25 protein-coding genes are annotated in these 26,975 nt (G+C 52.9%); 12 read left to right on the forward strand and 13 right to left on the reverse strand.

What is annotated here, in order from left to right; translation table 11 throughout:
- Positions 1-20: 20 nt before the first annotated feature.
- The 4 genes from AMM48_RS10940 to AMM48_RS10955 all read right to left on the reverse strand — a co-directional run bounded on the left by AMM48_RS10940 (position 21) and on the right by AMM48_RS10955 (position 5,838).
- The gene (locus AMM48_RS10940; RefSeq protein WP_102784061.1) at positions 21-1,109 is read right to left on the reverse strand and encodes an ABC transporter ATP-binding protein; all 1,089 of its coding nucleotides are present in this window, start codon (positions 1,107-1,109) and stop codon (positions 21-23) included.
- Complete coding sequence (locus AMM48_RS10945) at positions 1,106-3,337, reverse strand: iron ABC transporter permease (protein WP_102784062.1); 2,232 nt, start codon at positions 3,335-3,337, stop codon at positions 1,106-1,108. The genes AMM48_RS10940 and AMM48_RS10945 overlap by 4 nt, the downstream gene beginning before the upstream one ends.
- A gap of 106 nt (positions 3,338-3,443) precedes the next feature.
- The gene (locus tag AMM48_RS10950; protein WP_102784063.1) at positions 3,444-4,478 is read right to left on the reverse strand and encodes an ABC transporter substrate-binding protein; all 1,035 of its coding nucleotides are present in this window, start codon (positions 4,476-4,478) and stop codon (positions 3,444-3,446) included.
- Positions 4,479-4,785: 307 nt separating this feature from the next.
- Positions 4,786-5,838 carry a LacI family DNA-binding transcriptional regulator gene (locus tag AMM48_RS10955; RefSeq protein ID WP_158246458.1) on the reverse strand — a complete coding sequence of 351 codons (1,053 nt, stop codon included), beginning with the start codon at positions 5,836-5,838 and terminating at the stop codon, positions 4,786-4,788.
- Between the two features lie 275 nt (positions 5,839-6,113).
- Here AMM48_RS10955 and AMM48_RS10960 point away from each other — a divergent pair, with 275 nt between their 5' ends.
- Entirely contained in the window at positions 6,114-6,989 is an 876-nt protein-coding gene (locus AMM48_RS10960; RefSeq protein ID WP_102784065.1) for a branched-chain amino acid aminotransferase, read from the forward strand.
- A gap of 93 nt (positions 6,990-7,082) precedes the next feature.
- Here AMM48_RS10960 and AMM48_RS10965 read toward each other — a convergent pair whose 3' ends face one another.
- Positions 7,083-7,670, reverse strand: a complete 588-nt coding sequence (locus tag AMM48_RS10965) for a DUF4136 domain-containing protein (RefSeq protein ID WP_102784066.1) — start codon at positions 7,668-7,670, stop codon at positions 7,083-7,085.
- Between the two features lie 154 nt (positions 7,671-7,824).
- Positions 7,825-8,415 (reverse strand): TetR/AcrR family transcriptional regulator, encoded by a 591-nt coding sequence (locus tag AMM48_RS10970; RefSeq protein ID WP_158246459.1) that lies wholly within the window; start codon positions 8,413-8,415, stop codon positions 7,825-7,827.
- 192 nt (positions 8,416-8,607) lie between these two features.
- On the opposite strand from AMM48_RS10970, the gene AMM48_RS10975 reads away from it, so the two are divergent.
- On the forward strand, positions 8,608-9,663 hold the full coding sequence (locus AMM48_RS10975; RefSeq protein ID WP_102784068.1) for a hypothetical protein: 1,056 nt from the start codon (positions 8,608-8,610) through the stop codon (positions 9,661-9,663).
- Between the two features lie 76 nt (positions 9,664-9,739).
- Here the strand turns inward: AMM48_RS10975 and AMM48_RS22185 are convergent, their stop codons facing one another.
- From AMM48_RS22185 to AMM48_RS10990, 4 genes are all read right to left on the reverse strand, one after another.
- Positions 9,740-9,880 (reverse strand): hypothetical protein, encoded by a 141-nt coding sequence (locus AMM48_RS22185; RefSeq protein ID WP_158246460.1) that lies wholly within the window; start codon positions 9,878-9,880, stop codon positions 9,740-9,742.
- 1 nt (position 9,881) lies between these two features.
- Positions 9,882-10,109, reverse strand: a complete 228-nt coding sequence (locus tag AMM48_RS10980) for a hypothetical protein (protein ID WP_102784069.1) — start codon at positions 10,107-10,109, stop codon at positions 9,882-9,884.
- Positions 10,106-11,854, reverse strand: coding sequence for an SUMF1/EgtB/PvdO family nonheme iron enzyme (locus AMM48_RS10985; protein WP_102784070.1), 1,749 nt, complete (start codon positions 11,852-11,854; stop codon positions 10,106-10,108). The genes AMM48_RS10980 and AMM48_RS10985 overlap by 4 nt, the downstream gene beginning before the upstream one ends.
- A 233-nt stretch (positions 11,855-12,087) precedes the next feature.
- A complete protein-coding gene (locus tag AMM48_RS10990; RefSeq protein ID WP_102784071.1) occupies positions 12,088-13,680 on the reverse strand; it encodes a lysine--tRNA ligase in 1,593 nt (530 codons plus the stop codon).
- 411 nt (positions 13,681-14,091) lie between these two features.
- On the opposite strand from AMM48_RS10990, the gene AMM48_RS10995 reads away from it, so the two are divergent.
- From AMM48_RS10995 to AMM48_RS11015, 5 genes are all read left to right on the forward strand, one after another.
- Positions 14,092-15,153 carry a histidine kinase dimerization/phosphoacceptor domain -containing protein gene (locus AMM48_RS10995; protein ID WP_102784072.1) on the forward strand — a complete coding sequence of 354 codons (1,062 nt, stop codon included), beginning with the start codon at positions 14,092-14,094 and terminating at the stop codon, positions 15,151-15,153.
- Between the two features lie 3 nt (positions 15,154-15,156).
- On the forward strand, positions 15,157-17,607 hold the full coding sequence (locus tag AMM48_RS11000) for an EAL domain-containing protein (protein WP_102784073.1): 2,451 nt from the start codon (positions 15,157-15,159) through the stop codon (positions 17,605-17,607).
- A 172-nt stretch (positions 17,608-17,779) separates the two neighbouring features.
- Complete coding sequence (locus AMM48_RS11005; protein ID WP_102784074.1) at positions 17,780-19,855, forward strand: methyl-accepting chemotaxis protein; 2,076 nt, start codon at positions 17,780-17,782, stop codon at positions 19,853-19,855.
- Positions 19,856-19,987: 132 nt separating this feature from the next.
- Positions 19,988-20,395 carry an MAPEG family protein gene (locus AMM48_RS11010; protein ID WP_102784075.1) on the forward strand — a complete coding sequence of 136 codons (408 nt, stop codon included), beginning with the start codon at positions 19,988-19,990 and terminating at the stop codon, positions 20,393-20,395.
- 22 nt (positions 20,396-20,417) lie between these two features.
- Positions 20,418-20,846: a DUF1801 domain-containing protein gene (locus tag AMM48_RS11015; protein WP_244271197.1), complete on the forward strand. Its 429-nt coding sequence runs from the start codon at positions 20,418-20,420 to the stop codon at positions 20,844-20,846.
- A 13-nt stretch (positions 20,847-20,859) separates the two neighbouring features.
- On the opposite strand, the gene AMM48_RS11020 is transcribed toward AMM48_RS11015, so the two are convergent.
- Positions 20,860-21,318 carry a MarR family transcriptional regulator gene (locus AMM48_RS11020; RefSeq protein ID WP_102784076.1) on the reverse strand — a complete coding sequence of 153 codons (459 nt, stop codon included), beginning with the start codon at positions 21,316-21,318 and terminating at the stop codon, positions 20,860-20,862.
- Positions 21,319-21,593: 275 nt separating this feature from the next.
- On the opposite strand from AMM48_RS11020, the gene AMM48_RS11025 reads away from it, so the two are divergent.
- The 3 genes from AMM48_RS11025 (at position 21,594) to AMM48_RS11035 (ending at position 23,663) form a co-directional block, all read left to right on the forward strand.
- A complete protein-coding gene (locus AMM48_RS11025; RefSeq protein WP_102784077.1) occupies positions 21,594-22,625 on the forward strand; it encodes an alpha/beta hydrolase in 1,032 nt (343 codons plus the stop codon).
- 135 nt (positions 22,626-22,760) lie between these two features.
- Positions 22,761-23,186 (forward strand): organic hydroperoxide resistance protein, encoded by a 426-nt coding sequence (locus AMM48_RS11030; RefSeq protein WP_102784078.1) that lies wholly within the window; start codon positions 22,761-22,763, stop codon positions 23,184-23,186.
- A gap of 180 nt (positions 23,187-23,366) precedes the next feature.
- Complete coding sequence (locus AMM48_RS11035; RefSeq protein ID WP_102784079.1) at positions 23,367-23,663, forward strand: putative quinol monooxygenase; 297 nt, start codon at positions 23,367-23,369, stop codon at positions 23,661-23,663.
- 61 nt (positions 23,664-23,724) lie between these two features.
- Here the strand turns inward: AMM48_RS11035 and AMM48_RS11040 are convergent, their stop codons facing one another.
- Together AMM48_RS11040 and AMM48_RS11045 are read right to left on the reverse strand one after the other, a co-directional pair.
- A complete protein-coding gene (locus AMM48_RS11040) occupies positions 23,725-24,147 on the reverse strand; it encodes a hypothetical protein (protein WP_022732036.1) in 423 nt (140 codons plus the stop codon).
- Positions 24,148-24,190: 43 nt separating this feature from the next.
- Positions 24,191-25,801: a phospholipase D-like domain-containing protein gene (locus AMM48_RS11045; RefSeq protein ID WP_102784080.1), complete on the reverse strand. Its 1,611-nt coding sequence runs from the start codon at positions 25,799-25,801 to the stop codon at positions 24,191-24,193.
- A gap of 111 nt (positions 25,802-25,912) precedes the next feature.
- On the opposite strand from AMM48_RS11045, the gene AMM48_RS11050 reads away from it, so the two are divergent.
- Together AMM48_RS11050 and AMM48_RS11055 are read left to right on the forward strand one after the other, a co-directional pair.
- Positions 25,913-26,368, forward strand: coding sequence for a YqaA family protein (locus AMM48_RS11050; protein WP_181951568.1), 456 nt, complete (start codon positions 25,913-25,915; stop codon positions 26,366-26,368).
- A 194-nt stretch (positions 26,369-26,562) separates the two neighbouring features.
- Positions 26,563-26,925, forward strand: coding sequence for a hypothetical protein (locus tag AMM48_RS11055; RefSeq protein WP_028791500.1), 363 nt, complete (start codon positions 26,563-26,565; stop codon positions 26,923-26,925).
- Positions 26,926-26,975 lie beyond the last annotated feature (50 nt).

A 26,975-nucleotide genomic window follows, 5' to 3' on the forward strand; every position in this document is an offset into this window, starting at 1 on the left:
CCTGTTTGTTCTATTGTTGATCATTCATCGGTGGGAACCACCGCAAGGCCACGCCCTGAAAAGCCGATACGAACTTCATCCCCAGTGGCAATCGGTGCATCAATGTGCGGATCGATGACAAACAGGTCACCGATGTCCGACGTCACGGAGTATTGCATCTGATTACCAAGATATGCTGCATGGGTAATGTGACCTTTTAGCGATGATTGCCCGCTTTCCCCATTCACCGCAGAAAGCTCAATCGCGTCAGGACGCACAGCAACATTCACCGGCCCAATGCCCAAGCCCCGATGTGGCAAGGTCTGTCGCAGCCCGCCAATCTCGATATGGGCCATGTCGCCCTCAACCTCAACCAGTTCAGCCCCGACCAAATTGGCATCCCCGATAAAGTCGGCAATAAAGCCGGACGCAGGTTGTTCATAGAGTTCGCGCGGGGTGCCTTGTTGCGCAATTACCGCGCGGTTCATCACAATAATATGGTCCGATACCGCAAGGGCCTCCTCCTGATCATGGGTAACATAGACCGCCGTCAGGCCAAGTTTTTGCTGAAGCTCACGGATTTCGGTTCGCACCTGTCGGCGCAGCTTGGCATCAAGGTTCGACAGTGGCTCATCCAGCAGCAGGACTTCGGGTTCAAGCACCAGCGCACGCGCAACAGCAACACGTTGCTGTTGCCCGCCTGAAAGTTCGGACGGCAGCCGCCGGCCATAACCGGCCAACCCGACAAGATCGAGGCCCTCCTCGGCCTTTTCATGGGCTTCGGCCTTGGCAACGCCAGTCACCGTCAAACCGTACGCCACATTTTCAAGGACGGTCATATGCGGGAACAGTGCATAGGACTGAAACACCATGCTGACATCACGGTCTGTTGCAGGAAGTTGGGTGACATCCTTGCCACCAATCAGGATTTTGCCCTTTGTTGCATGTTCAAGACCGGCAATCATGCGAAGCGTTGTGGTTTTGCCACAGCCACTTGGCCCCAACAAAGTCACCAGTTCGCCGGGATTGATCGTGAAGGATACATTGTCGATCGCGGTCACCGCCCCCAGACCATAAGTCTTGGTGACATTTTCGAACACGACCGAACCTGCGCGTGTTTTGATTTTCATGAATGCTTCTCTTTCAGATTTTCGCCAGCAGGGCTAACGCGGTCTGGTGTAAGACGGTCTGGTGCAATGCGATCTTCACGGCGCAGTTTGCGTTTGCCGATGGCCCCTTGCACTGCAAGGATGGCCGCCAACATCACAACGATCAGGACACAGCAATAGGCAATTGCCACGCCGTACCGCCCGTTTTCCACAAGACCGATAATATAGGATGTCGCCATATTGTGGTCGGCACTTACCAGGAAGATCACCGCACTCACAGACGTAATTGCGCGCACGAAACTATAGACAAGGGCGGCAACAATCGCGGGGCGCAACAGCGGAAGGATCACACGGCGGAACGTGGTGAAACTGTTTGCCCCCAGTGTGAGTGATGCTTCATCAAGGCTGCGGTCAAGCTGGCTCATTGCGGCAATCCCACCGCGCACCCCCACCGGCATATTGCGGAAGATAAAGCAGATCACAAGGATCACCCCGGTTCCGGTCAATTCAAACGGTGGCACGTTAAATGCCAGAATATAGCTGACACCAATCACGGTTCCGGGAATGGCAAAACTTAACATCGTGCCAAATTCAAAGGCGCTTTTGCCACGAAAGTTCTGACGCACCAGAAGATAAGCCGTCGTCAGCCCCACGGCCGCCGTCAATGGCGCAGAAATCGCCGAGATGTTCAACGTCGTCCAGAAACTGTCCCATGCGGCCCCGGTCCAAACGATGCCATGCTCGCTCCAGCCAATGCCAAACGCGTCAACATAATTGTCCAGGGTCAGCGTATTATCAAAGCCCCAGCGCGTCACAAAGCTGCCATAGAAAATCATGCCATACACAGCAACCGTAAAGATCCCCCACGGCACCGCCGTGCAATAAACCAAACGGCGCAACGCCGGGTTCAGGCCAATATGTGCCCCGCTTTCTGCCTTACCCGAAACCGTCGCATAGGATTTCCGGCCCAGCCAGAAACGCTGTGCGGCAAATGCCGACAGGGTAAAGAACAACAGAACCAGTGCAAGAACAGCCGCCCGCCCGGCATCATTTTGGGCCCCGACAATCGCAAAGAATATTTCGGTTGAAAGGACTTCATAATTGCCCCCCAAAACCATCGGATTGCCGAAATCGGCCATGCTTTCAATAAAGGCTAGCAAAAACGCATTGGCCAACCCCGGACGCATCAGGGGCAAAGACACCATAACAAAGGTTTTCCAGCGCCCGGCACGTAGCGTCTGGGAGGCTTCCTCCATCGACGGGCTGACACCTTCGACAACACCGATCAGCACCAAAAAAGAAATCGGGGTGAAGGACAGGGTCTGAGCCAGCCAGATACCAGGGAGGCCGTAAAGCCAACGCCCTGCCTCCACCCCGAGCAGATCAGAGACGAACTGCGTCGCAGCGCCCGATCTGCCAAAAAGAAGGATCAGTGCCAAACCAATAACGAATGGCGGCGTAATAATCGGAAGAACCGTCAGAACACGCAGCGATTTCTTGTATCGAAACCCTGTGCGCGTCACGACCAGCGCAAAGGCAAGCCCCAGCAAAGTGGTTGAGACCGCCGTCAGGATCGCAAGAAATGCGGTATTCCACGCCACCCCGCAGGCCCCACCCGCAAGGCAACCCAACCCCCAGACGCTGTCGTCAAAGAAATTGCGCGCAAAGGCAGCCCCGGAAACAGCCCCGTCAATATCCACAAAGGCACTGCCTAGAATACGTGCGACCGGGAAGAAGACAAACAAGGCGACAAGCGCAACGACTGTCCCAATTGCGGAGGTCACAAAGACATCGCCGCGCATGGCACCAGCAGCAGCAAGCCCCGTACACAATATGATCAGATAGCTGGCCGCCATCAGAAGGGCGCCATAGCCCAATCCGTACTGACGCATATCAAGCGGACCAAACAGGCTTTCAAGCCAGCCGTAACTCCACCCGGAAATCCCGATGGCAAAGCCCTGCCCCACCATCCAGATCAGCCCGCCAAGGCCACTGATGATCAATATCTGTGCGTATTTCGGATGCGCGCGTCCTTGCCGCGCCAGCAACAAAGGCCCCAACAGGAAAAGCCCGACCGGCAACAACCAGTATTTTTCAAGCAAGGTGGCCTGAAGGATCGCAGGCGCATAATCGACGTAGGTCGGATAGCCATCAAACAGCCATTCCAACGTCCAGAAGCCGTATTCCTGCTGATACCAGGGAAATATGACAAATCCAATCCAGCCGATGGCCAGCCAGATCCAAAGCATTCGGTTCACCAAAATTCTCCCGCGTGCAGAATGTCAAGGTCGGCAGTTCCGCCCAAAGATGGGTTGGCGGAACTGCACTGATGTCCGGAAAAAGGAAAAAGGCCGATTATTGCGGCGCGTTTTTCACTTCATCATCCCAACGTGACAGCAGATGACGGCGGACTTCCGCATCACCGTATTTGGCAAAGTCATAATCAATGAGTTTCAACTCATCCAAGCGCGGTGCCCCATCAGGAATGCGGGCTTCCTTGTTTGACGGGACCTGATAGCTATGCGCGTCCTCGGCAATCGACTGTGTTTTTGCAGAAAGGGCAAACTCGGCCCAGATTTTTGCATTTTCAAGGTTACGTGCACCCTTGATGATGCTCATCGAGCCCACTTCGTACCCGGTACCTTCGCACGGGGACACCACGGTCAAATCGGCACCCTGTTTGATCTGGGCAATCATGTCATGCATGAAGGTGATGCCAATCGTGGTTTCGCCAACTGCAGCCGCCTTGATCGGGGCAGAACCCGATTTGGTGTACTGATTTACGTTCTTGTGCATCTCTTTGAGAAACGCGAAAGCTTCTTCTTCGCCAAACAACTGCACAAGTGTGGCAAGCGTCGTGTAGGACGTACCAGACGAGCTTGGATTGGCAATCTGAACTTCGCCCTTATAGGCTGGATCAGCCAGATCTTTCCAGCATTTCGGCGCAGGAAGGCCCTTTTTGGCAAGCAGATCGTTATTATAGCCAATGCCGAGCGCACCGGCATAAATACCGACCGTCTTGTTATCGGCATTCTTGGCCTGACGCACGGCCCAGTCCTGCAGATCGCCAAGTTGCGGCGATGTATATTCTTCGGTCAGGCCTTCTGCTGCGGCTTGTAAGTGCGGATCACCCGTACCACCCCACCAGATATCAAGTTTCGGATTGCTGGCTTCGGCACGCACCTGCGCATAGGCCTCACCTGAACTTTTGCGCACCATCGAAACATCAATGTCATGCTCAAGCTCGAAGGCAGTTTCCATCATCTCGCACCATTCGTTATCGGCCGAGCAGATGACACTAAGACGGCCCGCCGCATTGGCAGGTCCGACAGCGGCAACAACCAGTCCGACAAAAGCAGCACCAGCATAAAGAGTATTTTTAAACGTCATTTGGGTTTCCTCCCGTTTGCATTTCGTTGAATGCACACGTGTGCACAATCAGGGTGCGGATCACGTGCTGCGAGGATTTAATCACAGAACTTCAAAAATAACAAAAAAATTCTATTCTTTGGAATTTCCATTCTACCGGCGAAGCTCAACATACTGTTTTACATCGATTTAATCATAGAATGCGACATCAGAAGGCCGAATGGGATCGCCTGCATTATGGCACAAAATGCGCCGAATCATGTGCACACGTGCGCATGAAAAGTCCGGTTCTTCACGAGTCCCAATCTTTACAGGATGGCGTCAGGGATCAGACAGTCTGCCGGCGGATAAATTCAACCGGTAAAACAAGCCGTTCATCGCCAAGCTCATCCCCCCCGATGCGACGGCGCAACCGCTCCACTGTCATCTCGGCCAGTTGGTCTGCCCGCTGGCGCACTGTGGTAAGTTGATAGGCACCCTGACGGGCCGCGGCAATATCATCAAATCCAATGATGGCAAGATCACCCGGAACTTTCAGCCCCAGCTCAAACCGGGCCGCATCCATGAGACCAAGGGCAATATGGTCCTTGGCACAAAAAATCGCGTCAGGTGTGCTTTCCCCACCCGCCAGATATTTGAGGCCCGCGTGAAATCCACCGTCATAATCCGCACTGTCACACACAAGCGATGTAAAACTGATCTCGCCGTCCGCAAGACGCGGTGCAATCCGTGAAACAAATGCCTCCCCGCGCACATTGCCGCTATAGGTACCGCCCCGCACGTTCAGAAAACCAAGGCGCTTTTTACCACTTTTCAGCAACATGTCTGCGGCCAGTTCGCCCCCGTGCACGTTATCGCAGTTAATAACATCGGCTCCCTCCAGACGCCCTGCCCGATTGACAAGAACAACCGGAACATTTCGTTTCAGGTAATGAGTCCCCACTTCCGGGGATGGGCTTCCCGACGTTACAACAACCCCCGCCACCTGATATTGCAGTAGATTAAGCATTGATATCCCCATCTGGTCCGGGTCAGAGACATCAATCACCAAGGGGCGATATCCCGATTGCTGAATCTGGCTGATCAGGCAATCAAGAAACTCAATGCGAAACGGGTCAGTCAGCCCGGATGTTACCAGCCCGATCAAGTCACTTTTACGCCGATTCATTGAACTGGCGATCTTGTTGACGTGATAGCCAAGTTGGGCGGCCGTTTCCTGAACGCGTTTTCGGGTCGCCTCGGAAATGCGCTCATCATCCGCCATGCAACGCGACACGGTTGACCGCGACACCCCCGCTTCACGCGCAACATCAGCAGACGTCACCACTTGATGCGCCTTCTTTTTCACCTCGTTACCGGGTTTCTGGCGATCACCGCTCATACGGGCAAGTTCCTTACGACACACCGATTGACTAGAGACACATACCATAGCCCAGCGCAGCCGCCAACGCACACGTGTGCACGTTTCGACAACTTTATAAAACTGTCATATCGAATATATAGGTCGCGCTTACTGTCATTTTTCTTTGACCCGCCTTGGGCAAAAATCCTATTCTGATGCCCACATAACAGACTGCCCCACAGACACGACAACAGCCACAACACCGAAAAACCAAGGCCCGCCTTGGCAATCCCAAAGACCATCAGGAGTACATCATGGGCCACGCCGCCACCGACAGCACCGTTACCACCTGGACCTGGTTCAAGGGTGAATGGCACGAAGGCAACCCCAACATCATGGGCCCGCAAACCCACGGTGTGTGGATGGCCTCGACCGTGTTTGACGGTGCACGCCGCATGAACGGCAAAATGCCCGATCTTCACCCCCATTGTGCCCGTGTCATCCGGTCGGCCAACCTGATGGGCTTAAAGCCCGCCATCACCACCGACGAAATTGTCGCACTGGTCAAGGAAGGGGTCAAAAAATTCGATCCGGAACTGGCCCTTTATATCAAACCGATTGTCTATGGCGGCGAAGGGTTCCTCGCCCCGATCCCCGAAAGCGCACAATTTGTTTTATGCATTTCGGTGACTGAAATGCCCGCCGCCGTGCAAACCGGCTTTAGTGCGCGCAAATCAAGTTTCCGCCGTCCATCGCCCGAAAGTGCCCCGACCGAGGCCAAGGCAGCCTGTCTGTATCCCAATGTCGGGCGCGCTGTGACCGAAGCCAACAATGACGGCTTTGACACCGGTGTCATGCTGGACCCGATTGGCAATGTTGCCGAATTTTCCTACGCCAACCTGTTCTTTGCCAAGGATAATGTTGTTTATACCCCGGCGATCAACGGCACGTTCCTCAACGGCCTGACTCGTCAGCGCGTCATCACCCTTCTGCGCAAAGATGGTGTCGAAGTGGTTGAGAAAACCTGTGCGTACAGCGAGCTTGAAACCGCCGACGAAATCTTTGGTACCGGCAATTATTACAAGGTCGCCCCGTGTGTGAAACTCGATGAACGCCCCCTGCAACCCGGCCCAATCACGCGCCGCGCGCAGGACCTTTATATGGCGTTCACGGCGGCCAGCACCGACTAACCCACAGACTGCGCCCATCGCGTCCATACAAATACAAAACGGGCCGGAAATTCCGACCCGTTTTTTTCATGCCCTATACAGGCCTGTCGTCTTTTACTGCGTCGGCGCAACCGGCACGCTGCTGCCTGCGACATAGGGGTATTTGGCAAAGATCGAGGCCACTGCCGTGCGCACGGCTTCATTGGGTGCATCACGTATTGAGCTGGTCACACGCCCAACAGACGTCCCTTCCCAGATCATCTGGTTGGTACGGCGATCCACGAAATCAATGCTGAGCGTGCCCTCGGTATAGGTGCTGGTGTATCCCGGCTCCGTATAGCCCGGCCAGCCGACATACATGCCGCCGCGATACCCATAATATCCGCCCATATAGACCGGCGGCGAGGTTTGGGTTTTTTCCTCGGTCTTGAGGTGGAAGTTCACAAGAAAATCAGGGTTGTTGATGTCAACGCGGTATCCGCGTGCTTCAAGTGCCGTGCTGATGGCATCCTCAATCCGCTGACCTGACAGGGTTGTGTATTTTTCCTCAGCCGATTTTCCTGCCCCTTCAAAAAAGGCAAAGCTTTGATAGCGGCTGAAATCGGCGGCCGGGTCGGCATCGATATAGACCTTTGGCCCGCTGGCGCAGGCCGCTAGCATTCCCACCAGAAGGCCTGCGATGGCGGTTTTCACTATCTGCATGATGTCGGTCCCTTTGCTTCAACCAGAAACTGTCTTTGTTTATATGACGTTCGGGGACAACAATACCATCAACAGAATTTGGTTTCATGATGGCAATTTTAAAGTGCATATCCCATCGCACCAAAATCAACGGCCAGCAACTTAGGGGCAGGACCTAAGCAATTCCAACCAATTGCCGGGTTCGTTTTCGCAGATCCTTGATCTCGTCATCAAGAATGGAACGGTCATTCATCGAATGGGCCAGAACGATTGCACCTTGCCAGCGGACAATAATCCGCTGTCCTTCTGCCGCCGCATCAACCGCCCCTAATCCGCCTTTGATCAACTGGTCTGCCAACCAGCTTACAAGCGATTGAAACACCCCCTGCCCGATTTCGCGCGCAGGACCAAACGCATTCTCCTTGGGAAGGTCAAGCATCAGTCTTGCCAACGGGCAACCGTAGCTAACTCGGCGCGGCGTCATCGCATCAAGATAATCAAAGAAAATCGAAAGTCGCTCCCCGACCGTTCCGTTTGGCGCGATACTTGCCAAAAGCGGGGCAAACTCGCCCTCCATGGTTTCCAATGCCGCCTGTGCCAGATCGTGTTTTTTCGGAAACCGGTAAAACACGCCACCAGCAGGCAATCCGGCTTCTTTGGCAACCGATTGAATGGTTGCCGCATGATACCCATCGCGCCAGATCACATTCATTGCCGCACGAGCAAGCTTCTGGCGTTTTTCCTCGGAGGTCATTTTTGCGGCCATAACCGGGATGCCTTGTAAATGCTTAAGTAAGTTAACTAACTTAATAATCCTGTCGACGTGGCCTGTCAATCTATCTGCGCGCCACAGGACGACCATGTTTTGCTGGCTATGTCTAAAAATTGAACCCGACCGCATTGCCGTGTATCAAAGCATAGTCAACAAGCCCCCGAAACAAAAAGAACCGGAGCATTGGTGGAAAACCGTCAATTCACACTTGCAGACATCCGAAATGCCATCTCGGCCGGTGTCATAAGCGAAGAGTCTTTCGCAAAGCTTGAAAGCTTCCTGACCGCCCAATCACATCAAGCAGCCGAAACAGAGAAATTCACGCTGTTTCGCGGCATGAATGATATCTTCATTGCCCTTGGTGTCGTCGCCCTAAGTGTTGGCTGGTTCATTCTGTGGGGCATGCTGATCGCAAGCCCGGCCTTCTGGGTCGCACCATTACTTGCCATTGTGGCCTATGTCGCGCTGGCAGAATACATTGCCGGTAAGCTTAAGGCGTCCCTGCCTTCCATTGCGATCATGATATCGCTTGGCGTGACCATCATGCTTTATGCGGTTGCGCTTTATATGTCATTTGCCGTGCAATCAGATGCGGCATCGTCCCTTGAAGAGATCGCTGAATTTGGCAAACGATCGGTCAATGTTCTGGTGGTGGTGTCGCTGATCGGGTTTGCGTTTCAGGTCGGATTTTTCCTGCGCTATCGGTTGCCTGTATCCTTTGCCCTGATTGCAGCCGGGATTCTTGGCGTGATGTGGTCCGGCTTGACCGCATTGATCGGCCCGGACATTGCAAATTATCAGCATGCCCTGATTACAGTGACCGGGCTTTTGGTACTCGGCCTTGGTGTTTATATCGACAGCCGCGATCCTGATCGGATCAATGGCTGGGCGGAATGCGCGTTCTGGCTTTATGTCATGGGTGCGCCAATGACCATCCATTCGGTTGCCATCGCCTTTGAGGCATCGGCATGGGTCATGGTGCCCGTCATCATCATTGCCATGCTGTTTTCACTGATCGTTGATCGCCGGTCCCCGATCATCAGTGCGCTGATCTATGTTGGCTATTTGCTGCAATCGGGTTTCGAAGGCGTTGCCATTGACCCATCCGTCACAGTTGTTCTGGTCTGCTTTATCATTGGCGGGCTGGTCATGGCGTTTGGCGTTGGCTGGCAAAAAGCCCGCCATGTGATCCTGAACCCGTTCGAGGATCATGCATGGCGGCGTTATCTACCGCCAAGTTAACGCTGCACACACGCAAACACAAAGGCCCGCATCATTACGATGCGGGCCTTTGTCATTTCGGATCAGTAAACCGTAATCAGGCGCTAAGATCTTCACCGGCAAGTGCGCGGTCAATCAAGGCAACGCTTTCATCAAGGCCATACAGGGCGATGAAGGAGCCCATACGCGGACCCTGCTCCTGACCCAGCAGGATTTCATAAAGTGAATTAAGCAGCAATCTAACTTACTGCAACTTCGTTTTCTTTAACCATCCGCTGCATACGCCTTACATCTCTTACAAAATTAAAGCCTGTCCGCTTGTCACTTGGTGTACCAGGAACAACGACAAAGAACTTTTTATTCGGCGAATAGACCCTACCGTGCTTGGATCCACGTCTATAACTCCAACCATGTGCTATAAGCTTTTTAACTTCTATATTCACTTTTTCAGATTTACTGAATTTCATGCCACTGCCTCCGCATCATAAGCAACGCGGAAGCCAATTTTCATTGATTTATACTTACCCGTACTTGTTGGCGCAAACCGCGCTCTGTTTGCCGATACGATGTTGAGAGCAGCTTCCCACACACAATATTGCGAACAACCAAACAAGGAATTGATGGCTGCTCCTTGCATATTGAGCCATTCACCGAAAAACGCGGAACAAACTACCTCAAATCCCGTTTCTGCCTGCTGCTTGAAAAATGCATCTTCTTCATAACGCAACTCCCAAGCATCAAAGTCGTCCGAGTATGGAGGATGTCCTTCAAATTTTTCACCTGAAGGATCATAAAACGATGCCAAACGGCAACCAAGGGCTTCAGAAACCACCTTTTGGTTTACTGTGCGCTGCCCTAATCTATCCGCAAGAGAGAGCCACTCTTCCTCCGAAAGCAAACGCACCGGTGCTCGTTTTTCACGCTTTACCCAACGCGCATAAGCCATGGCGTCATACCACGTCACAGATGCCGGATAGTTATCCTTTTCATTCTCAAGGACAGACAGACTATCCAGATTTGATTGCTTTTTCCGGTGCCATACGTAGTCCGGATTACGTTTAAGAAACTTTTTGAACTGACCAACTGTAATCAAATCCGAAAAGTAAATCGATTTACTGCCTAAAGATACAGGGTGGAATCCACTCATATGGCGATAACGTTTCACGATAGGCTGGTATCGTTTTTCACAAACAAAGTAATCCTCAAGAATCTTCATTTGCGATGGATAACCCGAAACAACACCTCCTTTATCGTAAAAGGTGTGTTCTGCTTTATGTGTATCTTCCGCAAGCCATCCATCGTACTTGAAGTATAACCATTCCCGAAATTGATTTTCCTCTCCATTCGAAGAAATGTCCTTACTACGAAGGTATGGCTTATAGGGATTACTCTGGAACTCTTCATCTCGCATATCTTTGAAAACGAAATCATATTTTCCGTTTTTTGCCCTTAGAAATACGAGATTTTCGTTATAGGGGATGACATCAATCCAACCACTTTCCAGCAAGCGAATACATTTGGCAAATAACGCCCCTGCGGCCTCAATTTCCTGCATTTCCGCCGCGCTTGTATTGTAAAGCTGCGCTACAATATTGGCTCTATTAGTTTCCGAGCCAAAGTCTAAGAGCTGATCACCTATCAGGTTGTCGAGACAGTTAAAAATATCTTCCCAACGAAAACGCGCCTCTTCACCAACTACAAAGTAATTATTTGGCGGAATATATTCTGATACCTGATCCAAGGAAACTCTTGCGAATTGCAAATTTCCTCTAGCAATCGCCACATCGCCAAATCCGCATTCGGCAACGACCTTCAATAAGTCGAAATAATCTGCGCCAACAAATATTTTTTTGGGGATTTTCTGCCCAGGACAAAACAAACGATCAGCAATTTCGCGCGCCTTCAGCTCTACAAACTTGTCCTGAAGTTCCTCTTCAATCACCTCTGACCGCTCCAGCAGTCCATGGCGCTTCATAAAAGGCTTGAGATTGCTTTCCCATTCCTTCTTGTAACCAGAGAACCCACCCTTGAAGCCAAGCGATTTACAGATATGGTTTAAGGCTGTCGTATGCTTAAACTCCGACGCTTTTTCATTCCCAAGAAATGTTTCACGCGTCTCTTTTGCGGATTTCTTAATGGAATCAGGATCTATTCCATTGATAGGGGAAAGGTGTAAGTTCTGAAATTTAAGGAAGTAAGTCCGATAAGACATATGATCTCTCCAGCAAGATGCACGTTCGCCTGCACCGAAAATCTATACTGGGAGAAAAAAGTCTGAATGCTGAACGCATCTGCAATAATTTTTACGCCAACGCGAACGATTTAGCGGCGTCCCAAGGAATATTGCAAACCCTCTATTTATAAACCACATTGTTTTTCTTCGTGTCAACAAAGAAAAACGGGACACCAATGTTCTTGATGCCCCGTGTCTATTTCGGCAGTCTATCAGGCGCTGAGGTCTTCACCTGCAAGCGCACGATCAATCAGCACAACACTTTCATCAAGGCCATAAAGGGCAATGAACGATCCCATGCGCGGCCCTTGCTCCTGACCGAGCAGGATTTCATAGAGCGTTTTGAACCATTCGCGCAGATTTTCATAATTGTGGTTTTTGCCCACCGTGAAAACTTCGGTCTGGATGTCGGATGGCTCGGTCCCCGGTGCGATTTGCGACAGGGCATCACGCAGATCTTTGAGGGCGGCTTGCTCTGATTCGGTCGCGGCACGGTATTTTTTCGTCGGTTTGACAAAGTCGTTGTAATAGTTGATCGCATAGCCGACCAGCTTGTCCAGGTACGGCGAGCTTTGCGGGGTTGCCCCGGCGACATAGCGCGAAATGAACTTCCACAGCAGATCGCGGTCATCGGTGTTGCAAACCGAAACCAGGTTCAGCAGAATGCCAAACGACAGCGGAATGTCGCGATCCGGTGCCGTTCCGGCATGAATGTGCCAAGCCGGGTTCTGCAAGATCTTGGTCGGATCGGTTTCGGTTTTAAGCTTTTCTGCGAACGTCAGATATTCATCGACGGTTTTCGGGATGACGTCGAAATACAGGCGTTTGGCGGTTTTGGGTTTCTGGAACATGAACAGCGACAGGCTGTCTTCCGGCGCATATTTCAGCCAGTCTTCCATCGAAATGCCATTGCCCTTGGATTTCGAGATTTTCTGGGCGTTCTCATCCAAAAACAGCTCGTAGTTAAATCCTTCCGGCGGGGTGCCGCCCAGTGCCTTGACGATCTTGTTGCCAAGCTCAACCGACGGGATCAAATCCTTGCCTGCCATTTCATAATCCACACCCAGTGCGTACCAGCGCATCGCCCAGTCGGGTTTCCACTGCAGCTTGCAGTTACCACCCGTGACGAGCGTTTCAACCAGATCACCGGTTTCAGGATGTTCATAAACAATGCTGCCGGTTTCAGGTTTAAGCTCGGTCACCTTGGCCATCAGGACCTTGTTGGTGCCCGGTTCAACCGGCATGAACGGGCTGTATGTCGCCTGACGTTCTTCGCCAAGCGTCGGCAGCATGATCTTCTGGATCGCGTCATAGCGTTCCAGAAGACGCAACAAAGCCGCATCAAACATGCCCGAACGATAACAGTCGGTCGATGATTTGAACTCGTACTCAAAGCCAAACCCATCGAGAAAATCGCGCAGGCGCGCGTTGTTATGATGGGCAAAGCTTTCATGGGTGCCAAACGGATCAGGCACACTTGTCAGCGCTTTGCCAAGATGCTCGCCAACCATTTCCTTGTTGGGAATGTTGTCGGGCACCTTACGCAGGCCATCCATATCATCGGAGAAGCAGAAAAGCTTGGTCGGGATATCGCACATGGTTTCAAACGCGCGGCGGACATAGGTCGTACGCGCGACTTCGCCAAAGGTGCCGATATGGGGCAAACCCGACGGACCATAACCGGTTTCAAAAAGGACATAGCCCTTTTCAGGCGCCTTCTGTTTATACCGCTTGACCAGCTTGCTGGCTTCCTGAAAGGCCCAGACGTTGCTGTTAAGTGCGGCATCTCGAAGATCGGCTGTCATTTTTGAAACCTTGTTTGTCAGTTGGATCGTTGAATTGTTTGGAAATCTTGACGGCGCAGGGTCACCCGGATCCCGTGCGTGCGCGAAGCTATACCGCACCACACCTCAGATCAAGCATCTGTTGCGCATGGCTGCCAAATGACCCGCAACGTGCGACATACCGGATACCGTTCTCTGAGCATGTATTCTCATAGGCTATTTTCCGCATAAATTGCAAAAATCCCACTCTAAAGTGTAGTTGAATTCACCGCCACGACCGCAAATATGCAGCTAAGGTGCCAAAAGTCCCTGCTATCGACACTGTCCTTGTCAGGCTCCCAGAACTCCGGGGCAGGAAAGCACCAAACGTGAATATGTTAGTGACGATGAATACGTAAATTCAAGTATCAGAGCAGTTTTGAGGTTCCACCAATGTCGCACAGCGACAAGGTTTTGCCGGACGAAATAGACGCAATACCAGCAAATAGTGCTGATCAGCGATTTGAACGCGTTGTTGAATACGCCCCCAATGCGATGATCTTGATCAGCGCCGAAGGCCGCATGGAAATGGTCAATGCGCAAACCGAAATCATTTTTGGCTATGCCCGGTCCGAACTGCTCGGTCAGGCAATAGAGATGCTTGTGCCAACACGCTTTCGCGAAGGTCACCCGCATTTACGCGGATCGTACGGCAAAAACCCGAATGCCCGTCCAATGGGCCCGGGGCGCGATCTTTATGCCCTGCGCAAGGACGGCAGCGAATTTCCCGTCGAAATCGGCCTCAATCCAATTGCCAGCGGGGATCGTCAACTGATCCTTGCCGCCATATCCGACATCTCCGAACGCAAACACCGCGAAGAACAAATTGCCCGGTCGCTCAAGGAAAAGGAAACCCTGCTTTCTGAAGTCCACCACCGGGTTAAAAACAACCTTCAGATCATTCACAGCCTGCTGGACATGCAAACAGCCTCGATTGCCGACAAACAGGCGCGTGATGCACTGATTGACAGTTGCAACCGCGTGCGGTCGATGGCGCAAATTCACCAGTCGCTGTATCAAAGCGAAAATATGGCCAAGGTTGATTTCGCCAACTTCTGTGAAAGTCTGGTTTCATCACTGCTGGCCGCCTACAACATTGATCTTGATCGTGTTCGCGTCAAATGCGATCTGGCCGAGGTGGAACTTGCCATTGATCAGGCTGTGCCATGTGGGCTGATTGCAAATGAGTTAATCACCAATGCGCTTAAACACGGGTTTCGCGATGGTCATGCCGGTAAAATCCTGATTTCCACCAAAATGCATGGCGATCGTGACGTCGAACTGTGCATTTCTGACAATGGGCACGGTCTTCCAGATGATTTTTCCATCGGCAAAAGCTCCGGCTTGGGTCTTCAGCTGATTGAACTTCTTGTCGATCAAATTGGTGGACAGCTCACCATCGATACGTCCCCCGAGACGCGTTTTCACATCACATTTACCTTACAGGACGAATGATAAATGCCCAAAACGGTTCATGTCATGATCGTCGAAGATGAAAGAGTGATTGCGCTGCATTTGCGCAAGCAACTTGAAAAACTCGGCTATGACCGAACCTCCGCGCACAGTGCTGGCTACGACGCGCTCAAAGCGATTGAGCGCGATCCACCTGACATCATCTTGATGGACATCCGCATTGATGGCGACATTGACGGTATTGAAACGGCGGCTGGCATTCCACCCGATCTGATGATCCCGGTGATTTATCTTTCGGCCCACTCCGAAGATGCCACCTTGGCGCGTGCCAAGAAAACGCGTCCTTATGGTTTCTTGTTAAAACCGTTTTCTGAACGCGAACTGCACGCCACGATACAGATGGCACTGGAACGCCGGGTTGCCGAAATGGCCCTGCGCGAAAGTCAGCAACGCCTGTCGCTGGCGATGTCCGCGGCTCAAATGAGTTGCTGGGAAATTGATGTCAACACGCGCGAAATGCACAGCACGGGTCTTGGGAATTTCCAAACACCTCAGGAAACCGAAACAGTGACCGAAACGTGGGATGCCTTCCTTGACCGGGTGGCATCGGAGGACCGCGACAGCGTGCATAAGGCATTCACCTATGCCGTGCAGCACGGTGATTTTTACGACGTCGTATTCCGCAGCATCAACGTGCATAATGAGCAGCGTTGGCTGCGCGCACGCGGCAAATCATTTTCCAATGACCGCAATGGCACGCACCGCATCATTGGCATGATGCAAGACATCACCGATCAGCGCATGACCAATGACAAGTTGCGCGAAGCCATGGCCGTCTATGAAACGACACAGGATGGTATCCTGATCCTTGATCCGGACCTTAATGTCACCAATGCCAACAAGGCCTACTACCATATTACCGGCACAGGCCCCAAAGGCACACTGAACAAACCACCCTACTTCCTGGCCCCTGAGGAGTATTCAGCCGGTTTTTATCAAGACCTGTTTCATACCTTGCGCCACAGACGCCATTGGCACCGCGACATCGAAACCCGCAATATTCAGGGTAACCCGATTTCCTTGGCGACACAGATTATCGCGGTTGAAGACGACGACGGCGAACTGACCCATTTTGTTGCCATCGTTTCGGACCGCACCGCCATCCGTCAGGCCGAACAGGAATTGCATTATCTTGCGCAATATGACGGGCTGACCAGCCTGCCCAACCGGTTGCTGGCAACCGACCGCCTGAACCGTGCGATTGAACGCAGCGAACCTGTCGGTGCGCGTGTTGCCTGCCTGTTTCTTGATATTGATGACTTTAAAAACATCAATGACACACTGGGCCATGCGGCTGGGGATCAGGTTTTGCTGATCGCCTCAACCCGGATCAAGGCGGTTACCGAGCGCGCCGATACCATTGCACGCCTTGGCGGCGATGAATTCATGATCATCCGTGAGAACATCCAGAACGCCACGGCGGCGGCCAATCTTGCGATGAAGATCATCAATGAACTGCAACGCCCGTTTTACATTATCGGCCATGAACTGACCCTGTCGGCCAGCATCGGGATTTCGCTGTATCCTGATAATGCTCTGTCGCCACAGGACCTTATCCGGTTGGCCGATACCGCGATGTACGCGGCAAAAGACCGCGGCCGGCGGACTTATGCGTTTTATCAGTCGGAAATGACGGAAACCGCAACCCGCTATATGACCCGATCACTGGAATTGCGGCGCGGGCTCGAAAACAACGAACTGGTTTTATACTACCAGCCACAAATGAACGCCCATACTGGCGACCTTGTCGGGGTGGAGGCACTTTTGCGCTGGAACCATCCGACAAGTGGCTTGCTCGGCCCGCATGAAATCATCCCGGTCGCCGAACAAAGCGGCCTGATTATTGAAATCGGCGACTGGGTGCTGCGCGAAGCCTGCCTGCAGGCCCGGCGCTGGCAGGATGAGCTTGATCAGAAAATCACCATGGCGGTCAACGTGTCGGTCCGTCAGTTGAAGATGCCCAACTTTGCCGAAACGGTGCAACATGCACTGGCTGTTGCCGGATTGCCGGCGGAATATCTCGAAATCGAGATCACCGAAAGCATGATTCAGGATGAAACCAGTATGATCCGCATGCTGCACGAATTGCGCGAAGTTGGCGTTTCGCTTGCCATTGATGATTTTGGTACGGGGTATTCTTGCCTGCGGTCGATCAAAAGCCTGCCGATCAAACGCATTAAAATCGACCGCGCGTTTGTCAAAGACCTTCCGGGCAAAGCTGACGATGCCGCCCTGGTCGAGGCCATGCTGGCAATGGCAAGCTCGCTTGGCCTGCATACCACTGTCGAAGGTGTCGAAACCGAAGAACAGTATCATTTCCTGCGCGAAATGGGCTGCACCGACCTGCAAGGCTTCCTGTTTAGCAAACCCGTTCCAGCGGATGCGGTCTTTGCCGACAAAGCAGCCAAAAAGAAGCCTAACAGTAAGATTTCATAAATCCTTCTCCCCACCGCGACTTAAAATCGGCTGCTATCTGATGGGTCCGGCCCTAAAGTATAGGCCGGGTGACTGAAATGCTTGTGCTTTTCCCCAAGTTATTGAAACTTTGGGATGCATATCCATATTTCTAATATCACCCAAAAGCATAGGCCGAAAAGGATGTGGTTTGATGCGTTTTTCTAACCTGTCGCTGGGCGCGAAATTGACACTTGTCAGTGCGCTTGCCATTGCCGCCTGCCTGATTGTTGGTATTTTTCTTCAAACGCTTGAAACCAGCAACACCACCGAAGAACTCACCGTTGGTGAAGCCAGATCGGTTGCGCTTTACCACGCCGAACAGGCCGGTCACGTTCTGAATGGCGGGATGTCGGTGGCGCAAAACCTTGCCGGAACGTTTCGCGCCATTCGCGAACAGGGCGGCACCGACCGCGCGGCCTATAACGAAATCCTCAACCGCACCCTGATCGATAATCCGTCCCTTGCCGGGGCATGGTCAGGGTTTGAACCCAACGCGCTTGACGGCAAGGATGCAGATTACAAGGGCGAAGGCGAACCGTTTGGCGACGGGACGGGTCAATATGTGACCTATTATTATAACTTCGGGGAAGGCATTACGCCCTATCACCTGACCGGCCTTGATAACCCCGAAGTAAACGAATATTACACCGCCCCCAAGGCCACCAATCAGCCCTATGTCACCGATGCCATCACCTATGACATTCAGGGACGCGACGTGGTTTTGACCTCATTCGTCTATCCGGTGCAGGATCAGGCCGGAAAGTTCCTTGGTGTTCTCGGTGCCGATCTTGAACTCAACGCCCTGTCGGAACGGTTTGCCGAACTGACCCCGTTTGGTACCGGCACGGTCAATCTTGTGTCCGCCCAAGGCACATGGGTTGCACATGAAAATGCCGACATTCGCGGCACCAAACTTGATCAGGGTGACGCGATTCAGACTGCCATTCTCGATGCCATGCAGTCGGGCGAACCGCGCCGAATTGATGACGCCACGACCATGCACATGATTGTGCCCGTCGAAATTGACGGATACCCGAACAAATGGGGCGTGGTTGTCAATGTACCGCTGGCCACCGTTTTCGCCCCGGCCGATGACCTGCGCAACGCGACCTTGATTGGCGGGGTGGTCTTGTTGGTGATTGTGATTGGCGTCATTCTGTTCTTAACCAAAGGCCTTGTCGCTCGTCCGATGACCCGTGTGGCGGGTGTGATTGACCATCTGCAACAGGGTGATTTTTCCGTCCAGATCCCCTATCTCGACCGATCCGATGAAATCGGTGCAATTGCCAAGGCACTTGAATCGTTCAAGGAAGCATCGGCAGGCATGCAAAAAGCCGAACGGGAAAAGCTCGACGCCGAAAAACGTGCCAGCGATGAACGCAACCGGACCCGCCATCAGATGGCCGACGAGTTTGAAAAATCTGTCGGCGGTATTGTTGTCAATGTGTCTGACAGTGCCGAAAACATGGAACAGGTCTCGCGCCGGATGCGTACGGCGGCCGATCAAAGTTCCGAACAGGCCGTTGTCGTTGCCGCTGCCGCCGATGAGGCCAGCGCAAATGTTCAAACCGTCGCATCGGCCACCGAAGAACTGTCTGCCTCCATTCAGGAAATCAGCTCCCAGGTGGCAAAGTCATCGGACATCACCAATACCGCCGTGACCGAGGCATCCAATGCCAACACAATGGTCACCGGCCTTGCCGAGGCGGCTGATCGCATTGGCGAGGTCGTCAGCCTGATTAGTGATATCGCAGCCCAGACCAACCTTTTGGCGCTGAACGCCACGATTGAGGCCGCCCGTGCCGGTGAAGCGGGAAAAGGGTTTGCCGTGGTCGCACAAGAAGTCAAAAACCTTGCCAATCAGACGGCCAAGGCCACCGATGAAATCGCCCAGCAAATCGGCTCGATCCAGTCAGAAACCCACAATACTGTTGGGGCAATTGGCCGGGTCACCGAAACAATTTCAAGCATCAATGAAATCGCCACCGCCATTGCATCGGCCGTTGAACAGCAAGGAGCGGCCACCGCCGAAATTTCTGGTAACATTCAACAGGCAGCAGCCGGGACAAACGAAGTCTCCTCCTCCATCGGGATCGTGCGCAATACATCGCGCGAAACCGGGGATGCCGCATCAAATGTGCAGGCCGGGGCAACCCAACTGGCACAAGAAGCCCGCAATCTTGACGAACAGGTCAGAAACTTCCTTGATCGTCTGCGCAATATCTAGGATCAGGACCATAGATTTTATCAGGGCGGCACCATGTGACGGTGCCGCCTTTTTCATTTTGTTGATACCTGAACCATTCGGTGGTTGAATTGCCGTAACCATTTAGGCCCATTCAAATAAGGACACCGCATCATGTTGCCGCTTCCCGTGACGATCTGCCTGACCGCACTTTTTGCATTGATGCTGACGGCGTTAAGCCTGAATGTTTCCCTGCGCCGCCGCGAACTTCGCGTTGCCCTTGGCGACGGCGATGATCTGGTGTTGCGTCGCCGTATCCGCGCACACGGCAATTTCATCGAAAATGCCCCGATGTGCATTCTGCTTGTTCTGGCGCTTGAGGCAGTACTCGCAACCTCGACGACCATCTGGCTGGTGGCCGCCATTCTGTTTGTCGCCCGCGCCCTTCATGCCATTGGGACCCTTGCGCGGTCCAACAAAAGCCTGATCGCACCGGCGGTTTTGATGCAGCATTTGACCTTTATTGTGGTCGGTGTCTGGTTGCTGGTGCAAACGCTGAGCAACCAGATGGGCAGCATGTAACGTCAGCACGGAAAGAATGGCTATGGTGATGCCCCATGATTTCGCCACCACCGATGTGGCGGCGAAATTTGCCACATATCCCGACAAACCGCGTCAGATGCTTCTGACCATCCGGCACTGGATCTTTGAGATCGCCGGGGATGAGGCAAGTATCGGCACGCTGGACGAAAGCCTGAAATGGGGTGAACCGGCATGGCGACCAAAATCGGGATCGGGTATCACCATCCGCGCCGACTGGAAGGAAAAGTCACCAGATCAGGTGATGGTGTTCTTTGATTGCAAAACCGATTTGATTGACCGCACGCGCAGTCTTTTATCGGCCGATCTGACTTGCGAGGGTAACCGGGCGATCATCCTGCCGATTGATACGCCCCTGCCCGAAGCAGCCCTTAAAACCGCCCTTGGCTGGGCGCTGACCTATCACCACGACCGTAAGGCAAAGGTGTCCTAGGGCAAGTCGCGGGTTACAGCTTCTTCGCACCACTTTCAAGCTGCGTGCGGAGTTCTTGTAAATCGCGGTTCAACCGTTTGGCGGTTTCAATGTCCAGTCCGGTCGCATCAAGAATGCAGGCGGGAACTTCCTCGGCCTTCTCGCGCAATGCCTTCCCTTCAACGCTTAGGCGCACGCGCACGGAACGTTCGTCTTCCGGGTCACGCTTGCGCACGACAAGGCCATTTGCCTCAAGCCGTTTAAGCAAAGGGGTCAGCGTGCTGGACTCAAGAAACATCTTTTGCCCGATGCTGCGCACCGATTGATCGTCTTCCTGCCACAGGCTGACCATCACCAGATATTGCGGATAGGTCAGGCCAAGCCGATCAAGCAGCGGCTTATAGATGCGGTTAAAGGCATGGCTGGCCGCATATACCGAAAAGCACAGAAACTTTTCAAGATCCAGAAAGTCTTCTTTTGACGCGTCATCCATTGTCTTCTTCCCGTTTTTGAAACATCTGGCCGACCTGACCTTGGGAATTCCGGGCAGTCCAGGTCACCAAAAATGACCATACAGACCCGCACCGGCAACCGTCATGCGACTCAAAGCCGATTAATTTAAATCGCACACGATTAAATTACAAACGATTTATTCACATAGCTGACATTCCCACATTTATATCGCACGCGATTAAATCGTATGCGATAACACAATCACCAAAACGAAACACCGGCCGGTTAAGACGGCCCCTTAAAAGGATCGAAATCATGAGCCCGCTGAAAACCAAAGTTGCTTCTGCTGCGATTGCCTTGACCACCGCCCTGTCTGCCAACACCGCACTGGCCGACCCGGTTCTTGAACCCACCACCCAGAAATTCATCAATGCCCTGTCGGCATCGGGTGGCCCGGCGATTTACACCCTGACCCCGGCCGAGGCCCGCGACGTTCTGTCAGGTGCCCAGTCCGGCGAGATTGCCAAACCGGCCGTTGACATCACCGACACCACCTTTGCCGTTGGCCCGACCGGTGCGACCAAGGTCCGGATCATTCGGCCACAGGGCAACACCGACCGACTGCCGGTGATTGTGTATTTCCACGGGGCTGGCTGGGTAATGGGCGATACTGGCACGCATGACCGACTGGTGCGTGAACTCTCTGTGCGTGCCAATGCAGCCCTTGTGTTTGTTGATTATGAACGCTCTCCCGAGGCCCGCTATCCGGTTGCCATCGAACAGGATTATGCGGTGACCAAATATGTCGCCGAGCACAGCGAACAGCTTAATGTTGACCCGACCCGCCTGGCGATTGCCGGCGACAGTGTTGGCGGCAATATGACAGCGGTCGTCTCCCTGTTGGCACAGGAACGCGGCGGGCCGGACATCACGGCACAGGTCCTGTTTTATCCGGTCACCGATGCCGATTTTGACAATGGCTCTTATACCGAGTTTGCCAATGGCCCGTGGTTGACCAAACCGGCGATGGATTGGTTCTGGAACCAGTATCTGCCTGAAGGAATTGATCGCACGGATCCGAAAATCACCCCGATCCATGCAACATCTGAACAACTTTCTGGTCAGGCACCAGCACTCGTGATCACGGCTGAAAATGATGTTCTGCGTGACGAAGGCGAAGCCTATGCCCGGAAACTGTCACAGGCTGGCGTTGATGTGACCGTGACCCGCTATAACGGTACGATCCACGACTTTGTCATGCTCAATGTACTGGCTGACACCCCGGCCGCCAAAGGGGCAATTGCCCAGGCCGGACAGTATCTGCACACCGCCCTTCACGGGAAGTGATCACGAAAGTTTCACATTATTTCAGGCGGGTGCAGTTGCGCCCGCCGCCTCCCGGCGACATATCATCTGGGAACGAACCTAGACAGCCGGGCGCTCACCACCACCGAACCACTGTTCAAACAAAGGATGAAAACCATGTCTGTTGAAGTCAAATATACCGCGCATGCTTCTGCCACCGGTGGCCGTGATGGCCGTGCGAAAACCGATGATGGCAGTCTCGATGTCAAACTGACCACGCCAAAGGAACTTGGTGGTGCTGGCGGTGAGGGCAACAACCCTGAACAGCTTTTCGCCATGGGCTATTCCGCCTGCTTTATCGGCGCGATGAAAGTGGCTTCTGGCCAGACCAAAATCAAGGTCCCAAATGACGTATCGGTAAATGCCGAAGTCGGCATTGGCCCACGCAGCGCAGGCGGCTTTGGAATTGCCGTCAAACTGAATGTGTCCCTTCCGGGCCTTGATAAGGCCGATGCAGAAAAACTGGTCGAAACCGCCCACACCATCTGCCCGTATTCAAACGCAACACGCGGCAATGTCGATGTAACCACCACCATTGCCTAACCTTAAAGTTCCCCCCTGCTGGTCGGCATCCCCCCAACAGCCGACCGGCACTTACAGGCCCGGTGTTCCCCTGCACCGGGCCTTTCTTTTGCTGCTTGGCAAATAACAGTTGCCCGATCGGCGATGTCCCCCGATGATCCTGCCCATCAAAAAAATACTATTCAGAATCAGGAAACCCGTATGTCAAACCAGCTTACTCTCGTCGTCTTTTCACGTGCAAAACCGGGCATGGAAGAAGAACTTGGCAAACGCCTTTTGGCCCTTGTCGAACCATCGCGCGCCGAAGAAGGCTGCATCAGTTATGACATGCACCAGTCCAAGGACGATCCTGCGGTCTGGATGGCCTATGAAAACTGGCGGTCCGAAGAGGACCTCGCTCTTCACTTCGAACAGCCGTACCTGCGCGCCTTTGCCGACAGCAAAGATGAAATCCTTGCCGAACCGCTTGATGTGCGTAAATTTTCGCTGAAATCATAATTCTTCAAGCGAGCCGGGCTTGTATCTTGGGCCTAGGTCTTGGCCGCCCTATCGCAGTTGCTTACACTTCTGCGCTTGCGGCGGCCAGCCGCACTTGCGCCTGATAGACGACACCATCAATCGCGAGCTGAAAGTCCTGATCTGTGCTTTGTTCCTGCGCATTCTTGTCAGACAGGGTCTTCTGATTGACCGTCCCGGTGCTTTTTACAGCCTGCGCATCCATTTGCACAAATTTCTCGATGATCTGGATAATTCCGGATTGAGCCGATTCCATCAGGGTGACAGCATCCGCAACAGGGCTGATCTGATCGGCCTTTGGCGGTGTCGTCAGCTTTGCCATAGACGCATCGACCTTGCCCGCAGCAGACAAAAAAGTCTGATACTTAGGCTCGAGCAGCGTGAGATAACTGGTGTCGCGTGACGTCACCGATTTGTATTGCGACCAAGCTTGGCTGCTCAATTGCACGAAAAGACCATCCGCCATGACTTTCTCCTCTTAAATCTGTTTGCCGTGTTCAGATAAAACCTTAGAAAAACGATGATCCGATTGATGCCAGACTGGCGGAAGAAAAACTCTTTCTCCAAGCCTCTCGGGAAATCGGATGTATAAAATCGTCAAACGCCAACGGAACCAGACGCGTTTCACTCAGGGCGAATGCATTCCCCGCCCATGCAACCTGATTTGCCGTAGCATCAAGCAACCAAGCAGCCCCAACACCCGCAGCCCCGCCTGCAGCAGCCGCACCGGGCATCTGCCAGTGCGCAAACAGTTGCGCACGGACGGCTTGCGCAAACGCCCCGTCATCAATTTCAAGGGTGATTTCGCCGTCGTACTGCATGGAACGATAGGTCCAGTTGCTGGTACCGACCATCACGTACTGATCATCGATGATTGCAACTTTCGAATGCGGATATGTCCATTTCGTCGGGTCGTTATGTCGATATGTCTTGGGCGCGAACATCACATCATTGTTCGCCGCAATATCCCAGATATAACGAAGACCAATCTGCCTTGGCACACCAGCCGCGGTGTTAAATGTCACGCGATAGGCCGTCGCAGGGTTAAGGGTCGCCATGTTTGCCGGGTTATAGCCCGCCTTGTCGACATGCGCGCCGACAACATTGGCGGCGACATAATTGGTTAACGGGCCGACGCGTCCGCGCCAGCTGTCTGCCGCATCAAACGCGTTCAAATCGGCCAGCGCCAACTCCACATAGGTGTAATACATCAGATAGGAAAACGCCTCGAAACCGTCCATCGTCGTGTTTGCCGGATGGTTGACAACCGGAATGACGGTTCCCCCGCCCTGCTTAAAGGTCGCAAGGTCTTCGACAATGGATGGATCGGTTAAGGCATAATTCTCAAGATAAACATAGTTCGCAGCCGCAGCGATCCTTGCTTGCAATCCTGCGCGAATATCACGCTCCGCCGGGTTGGCTTCCGAGTTGGTCGTCATCATCGTAATCGTCAGATTGGCAGGGTCAGCACCGGCTACACCGATTGTTGCCGCAGGTGCCAGCAACGCTTGTTGTTTGTTCCAGCGCCGCACCCATTCACCTTCAATATCATCGACAATCAGACCGGTGACACGAACAGCCGCATCGTGCCACCAGTTTTCCGGATCATGCACATCTGACGACAGATATTTGTGCGCCATGTTCATGCCCCCGACATAGGCTTCCTTCAAAGCACCATTCGACAGAACAACAATTTTTTGATGCGTACTCATGCCAAAAGTCCGCCGCCCATATGATTCCATATAGATCTGAATGGGCCGATAGGCGCCAGCACCCGCGTTGCGATTGTTGACCTGCTGGACCCATGCCCTTGTCTTCCAGCCAGATTTCATCTCAGGCACAACGTTATTGAGAACCTGCGCCCCGGCCCAGGCAATGATTTCTACCCGAATGCCCAAACGTGCAATGGCCTCAAGCTTGTCGATCAAAAGTGCGCCAGCACCCCCGCCATAACCGGGCAGAAAAGCATCAGGTGCAATCTGCCAAAATGCCAATCGCACGAACCGATTGCCGCCCACACCCGCCGCAATCACACCATCAAGGCTTTGGTGAAGCCGTGCAAAATACGCATTCCCGTCCAACAGGAATTGCGCATTACTATTGGCCCGGGTGACCTGCATGTTTCAATCCTCACACGATTTAAATCCTGATTGGTTGAATGACGCACGCAACGGGCTGGCGTGAAATTCTAATCACTGGACGGGTGCGCCAATCCGCGCTAATCGAACCTCATGATCACAACGTTCACAGTGATGGTCGGGCTGTTTTTATCGGCCTTTACATCCGCCACCCTCCTGCCCGGCACGTCCGAGGCGGCCTTGGCCGCATTGGTGGCATCGGGCGATCATGCTGTGTGGGGGTTGGTGGCGGTTGCAACAGCCGGGAATGTTCTGGGATCAACGGTGAACTGGGCACTCGGCCTTTATGTTGATCGCTTCAAAAACCGCCGATGGTTTCCGGTCTCCCCCGATGCGCTGGATCGGGCGTCACACTGGTTTGGCAAATACGGGCTTTGGTCATTGCTTTTGGCATGGTTGCCGGTCATTGGCGATCCGCTGACCCTGCTTGCCGGTGTCATGCGTGTGCGCTTTGTACCGTTTCTGATCCTTGTCACCATTGGCAAGGCCGCACGCTATACTCTGATTGCGGGGGGCGCGACATGGATCGCGTCGATCATTTCAAACTGATCAAAAATATAAAAATAATCGAAAATAAAATTAAGTACCTTTGCTTTCATCGTAAATAATTTCATGCCAGTGACATTGGTTGCTCGAATATAAAAATATAATTCGTTCGCTATTATTTTCAAATAATGTTTCCCTTATATTTCATATCGCGATGGAAAATACTTTATCATCGTCTGAAGTAAGGAATTTTTATTATGCCAGTTACAATCCCCGCATGGGTCAAACCCGGAATATGGGGCGGCATTATCGGTGCGGCCCTCATCACGATTGTCGGCTTTAGCACCGATACAGTCGTATCGGGCAGTACAGCACAAGAGATGGCAGACGACAGCGGCAAACAATCGGCAATCGCAGCCATGGCCCCGATTTGCGTTGCCCAGTTCAAAATGCTGACACCTAACAATCAAACCGAACAGCTTGCCGCCTTAAAAGAGGAAAGCTCATATAAGCGGGATGATTTCGTCATCGCCAAAGGCTGGGCCACCATGCCCGGCAGCGATGCACCAACAGATGAAATTGCCGCCTCATGCGCAAGCCTGTTGATGGAACTGAGTTAGAACCAGTCTACGACCGACCTACCAACGAACCCGAATGGGTTCAGACCACT

Origin of the sequence: Thalassospira sp. GB04J01 (assembly GCF_000751115.1) — a bacterium.
Lineage (GTDB): Bacteria > Pseudomonadota > Alphaproteobacteria > Rhodospirillales > Thalassospiraceae > Thalassospira > Thalassospira lucentensis.

Excerpts from the sequence above, each read along its gene's own strand:
- AMM48_RS10940 (WP_102784061.1), bottom strand. The coding sequence starts at position 1,109 with ATGAAAATCAAAACACGCGCAGGTTCGGTCGTGTTCGAAAATGTCACC.
- AMM48_RS10945 (WP_102784062.1), bottom strand. The coding sequence starts at position 3,337 with ATGCTTTGGATCTGGCTGGCCATCGGCTGGATTGGATTTGTCATATTT.
- AMM48_RS10950 (WP_102784063.1), bottom strand. The coding sequence starts at position 4,478 with ATGACGTTTAAAAATACTCTTTATGCTGGTGCTGCTTTTGTCGGACTG.
- AMM48_RS10955 (WP_158246458.1), bottom strand. The coding sequence starts at position 5,838 with ATGAGCGGTGATCGCCAGAAACCCGGTAACGAGGTGAAAAAGAAGGCG.
- AMM48_RS10960 (WP_102784065.1), top strand. The coding sequence starts at position 6,114 with ATGGGCCACGCCGCCACCGACAGCACCGTTACCACCTGGACCTGGTTC.
- AMM48_RS10965 (WP_102784066.1), bottom strand. The coding sequence starts at position 7,670 with ATGCAGATAGTGAAAACCGCCATCGCAGGCCTTCTGGTGGGAATGCTA.
- AMM48_RS10970 (WP_158246459.1), bottom strand. The coding sequence starts at position 8,415 with ATGGCCGCAAAAATGACCTCCGAGGAAAAACGCCAGAAGCTTGCTCGT.
- AMM48_RS10980 (WP_102784069.1), bottom strand. The coding sequence starts at position 10,109 with ATGAAATTCAGTAAATCTGAAAAAGTGAATATAGAAGTTAAAAAGCTT.
- AMM48_RS10985 (WP_102784070.1), bottom strand. The coding sequence starts at position 11,854 with ATGTCTTATCGGACTTACTTCCTTAAATTTCAGAACTTACACCTTTCC.
- AMM48_RS10990 (WP_102784071.1), bottom strand. The coding sequence starts at position 13,680 with ATGACAGCCGATCTTCGAGATGCCGCACTTAACAGCAACGTCTGGGCC.
- AMM48_RS10995 (WP_102784072.1), top strand. The coding sequence starts at position 14,092 with ATGTCGCACAGCGACAAGGTTTTGCCGGACGAAATAGACGCAATACCA.
- AMM48_RS11000 (WP_102784073.1), top strand. The coding sequence starts at position 15,157 with ATGCCCAAAACGGTTCATGTCATGATCGTCGAAGATGAAAGAGTGATT.
- AMM48_RS11005 (WP_102784074.1), top strand. The coding sequence starts at position 17,780 with ATGCGTTTTTCTAACCTGTCGCTGGGCGCGAAATTGACACTTGTCAGT.
- AMM48_RS11010 (WP_102784075.1), top strand. The coding sequence starts at position 19,988 with ATGTTGCCGCTTCCCGTGACGATCTGCCTGACCGCACTTTTTGCATTG.
- AMM48_RS11015 (WP_244271197.1), top strand. The coding sequence starts at position 20,418 with ATGGTGATGCCCCATGATTTCGCCACCACCGATGTGGCGGCGAAATTT.
- AMM48_RS11020 (WP_102784076.1), bottom strand. The coding sequence starts at position 21,318 with ATGGATGACGCGTCAAAAGAAGACTTTCTGGATCTTGAAAAGTTTCTG.
- AMM48_RS11025 (WP_102784077.1), top strand. The coding sequence starts at position 21,594 with ATGAGCCCGCTGAAAACCAAAGTTGCTTCTGCTGCGATTGCCTTGACC.
- AMM48_RS11030 (WP_102784078.1), top strand. The coding sequence starts at position 22,761 with ATGTCTGTTGAAGTCAAATATACCGCGCATGCTTCTGCCACCGGTGGC.
- AMM48_RS11035 (WP_102784079.1), top strand. The coding sequence starts at position 23,367 with ATGTCAAACCAGCTTACTCTCGTCGTCTTTTCACGTGCAAAACCGGGC.
- AMM48_RS11040 (WP_022732036.1), bottom strand. The coding sequence starts at position 24,147 with ATGGCGGATGGTCTTTTCGTGCAATTGAGCAGCCAAGCTTGGTCGCAA.
- AMM48_RS11045 (WP_102784080.1), bottom strand. The coding sequence starts at position 25,801 with ATGCAGGTCACCCGGGCCAATAGTAATGCGCAATTCCTGTTGGACGGG.
- AMM48_RS11050 (WP_181951568.1), top strand. The coding sequence starts at position 25,913 with ATGATCACAACGTTCACAGTGATGGTCGGGCTGTTTTTATCGGCCTTT.
- AMM48_RS11055 (WP_028791500.1), top strand. The coding sequence starts at position 26,563 with ATGCCAGTTACAATCCCCGCATGGGTCAAACCCGGAATATGGGGCGGC.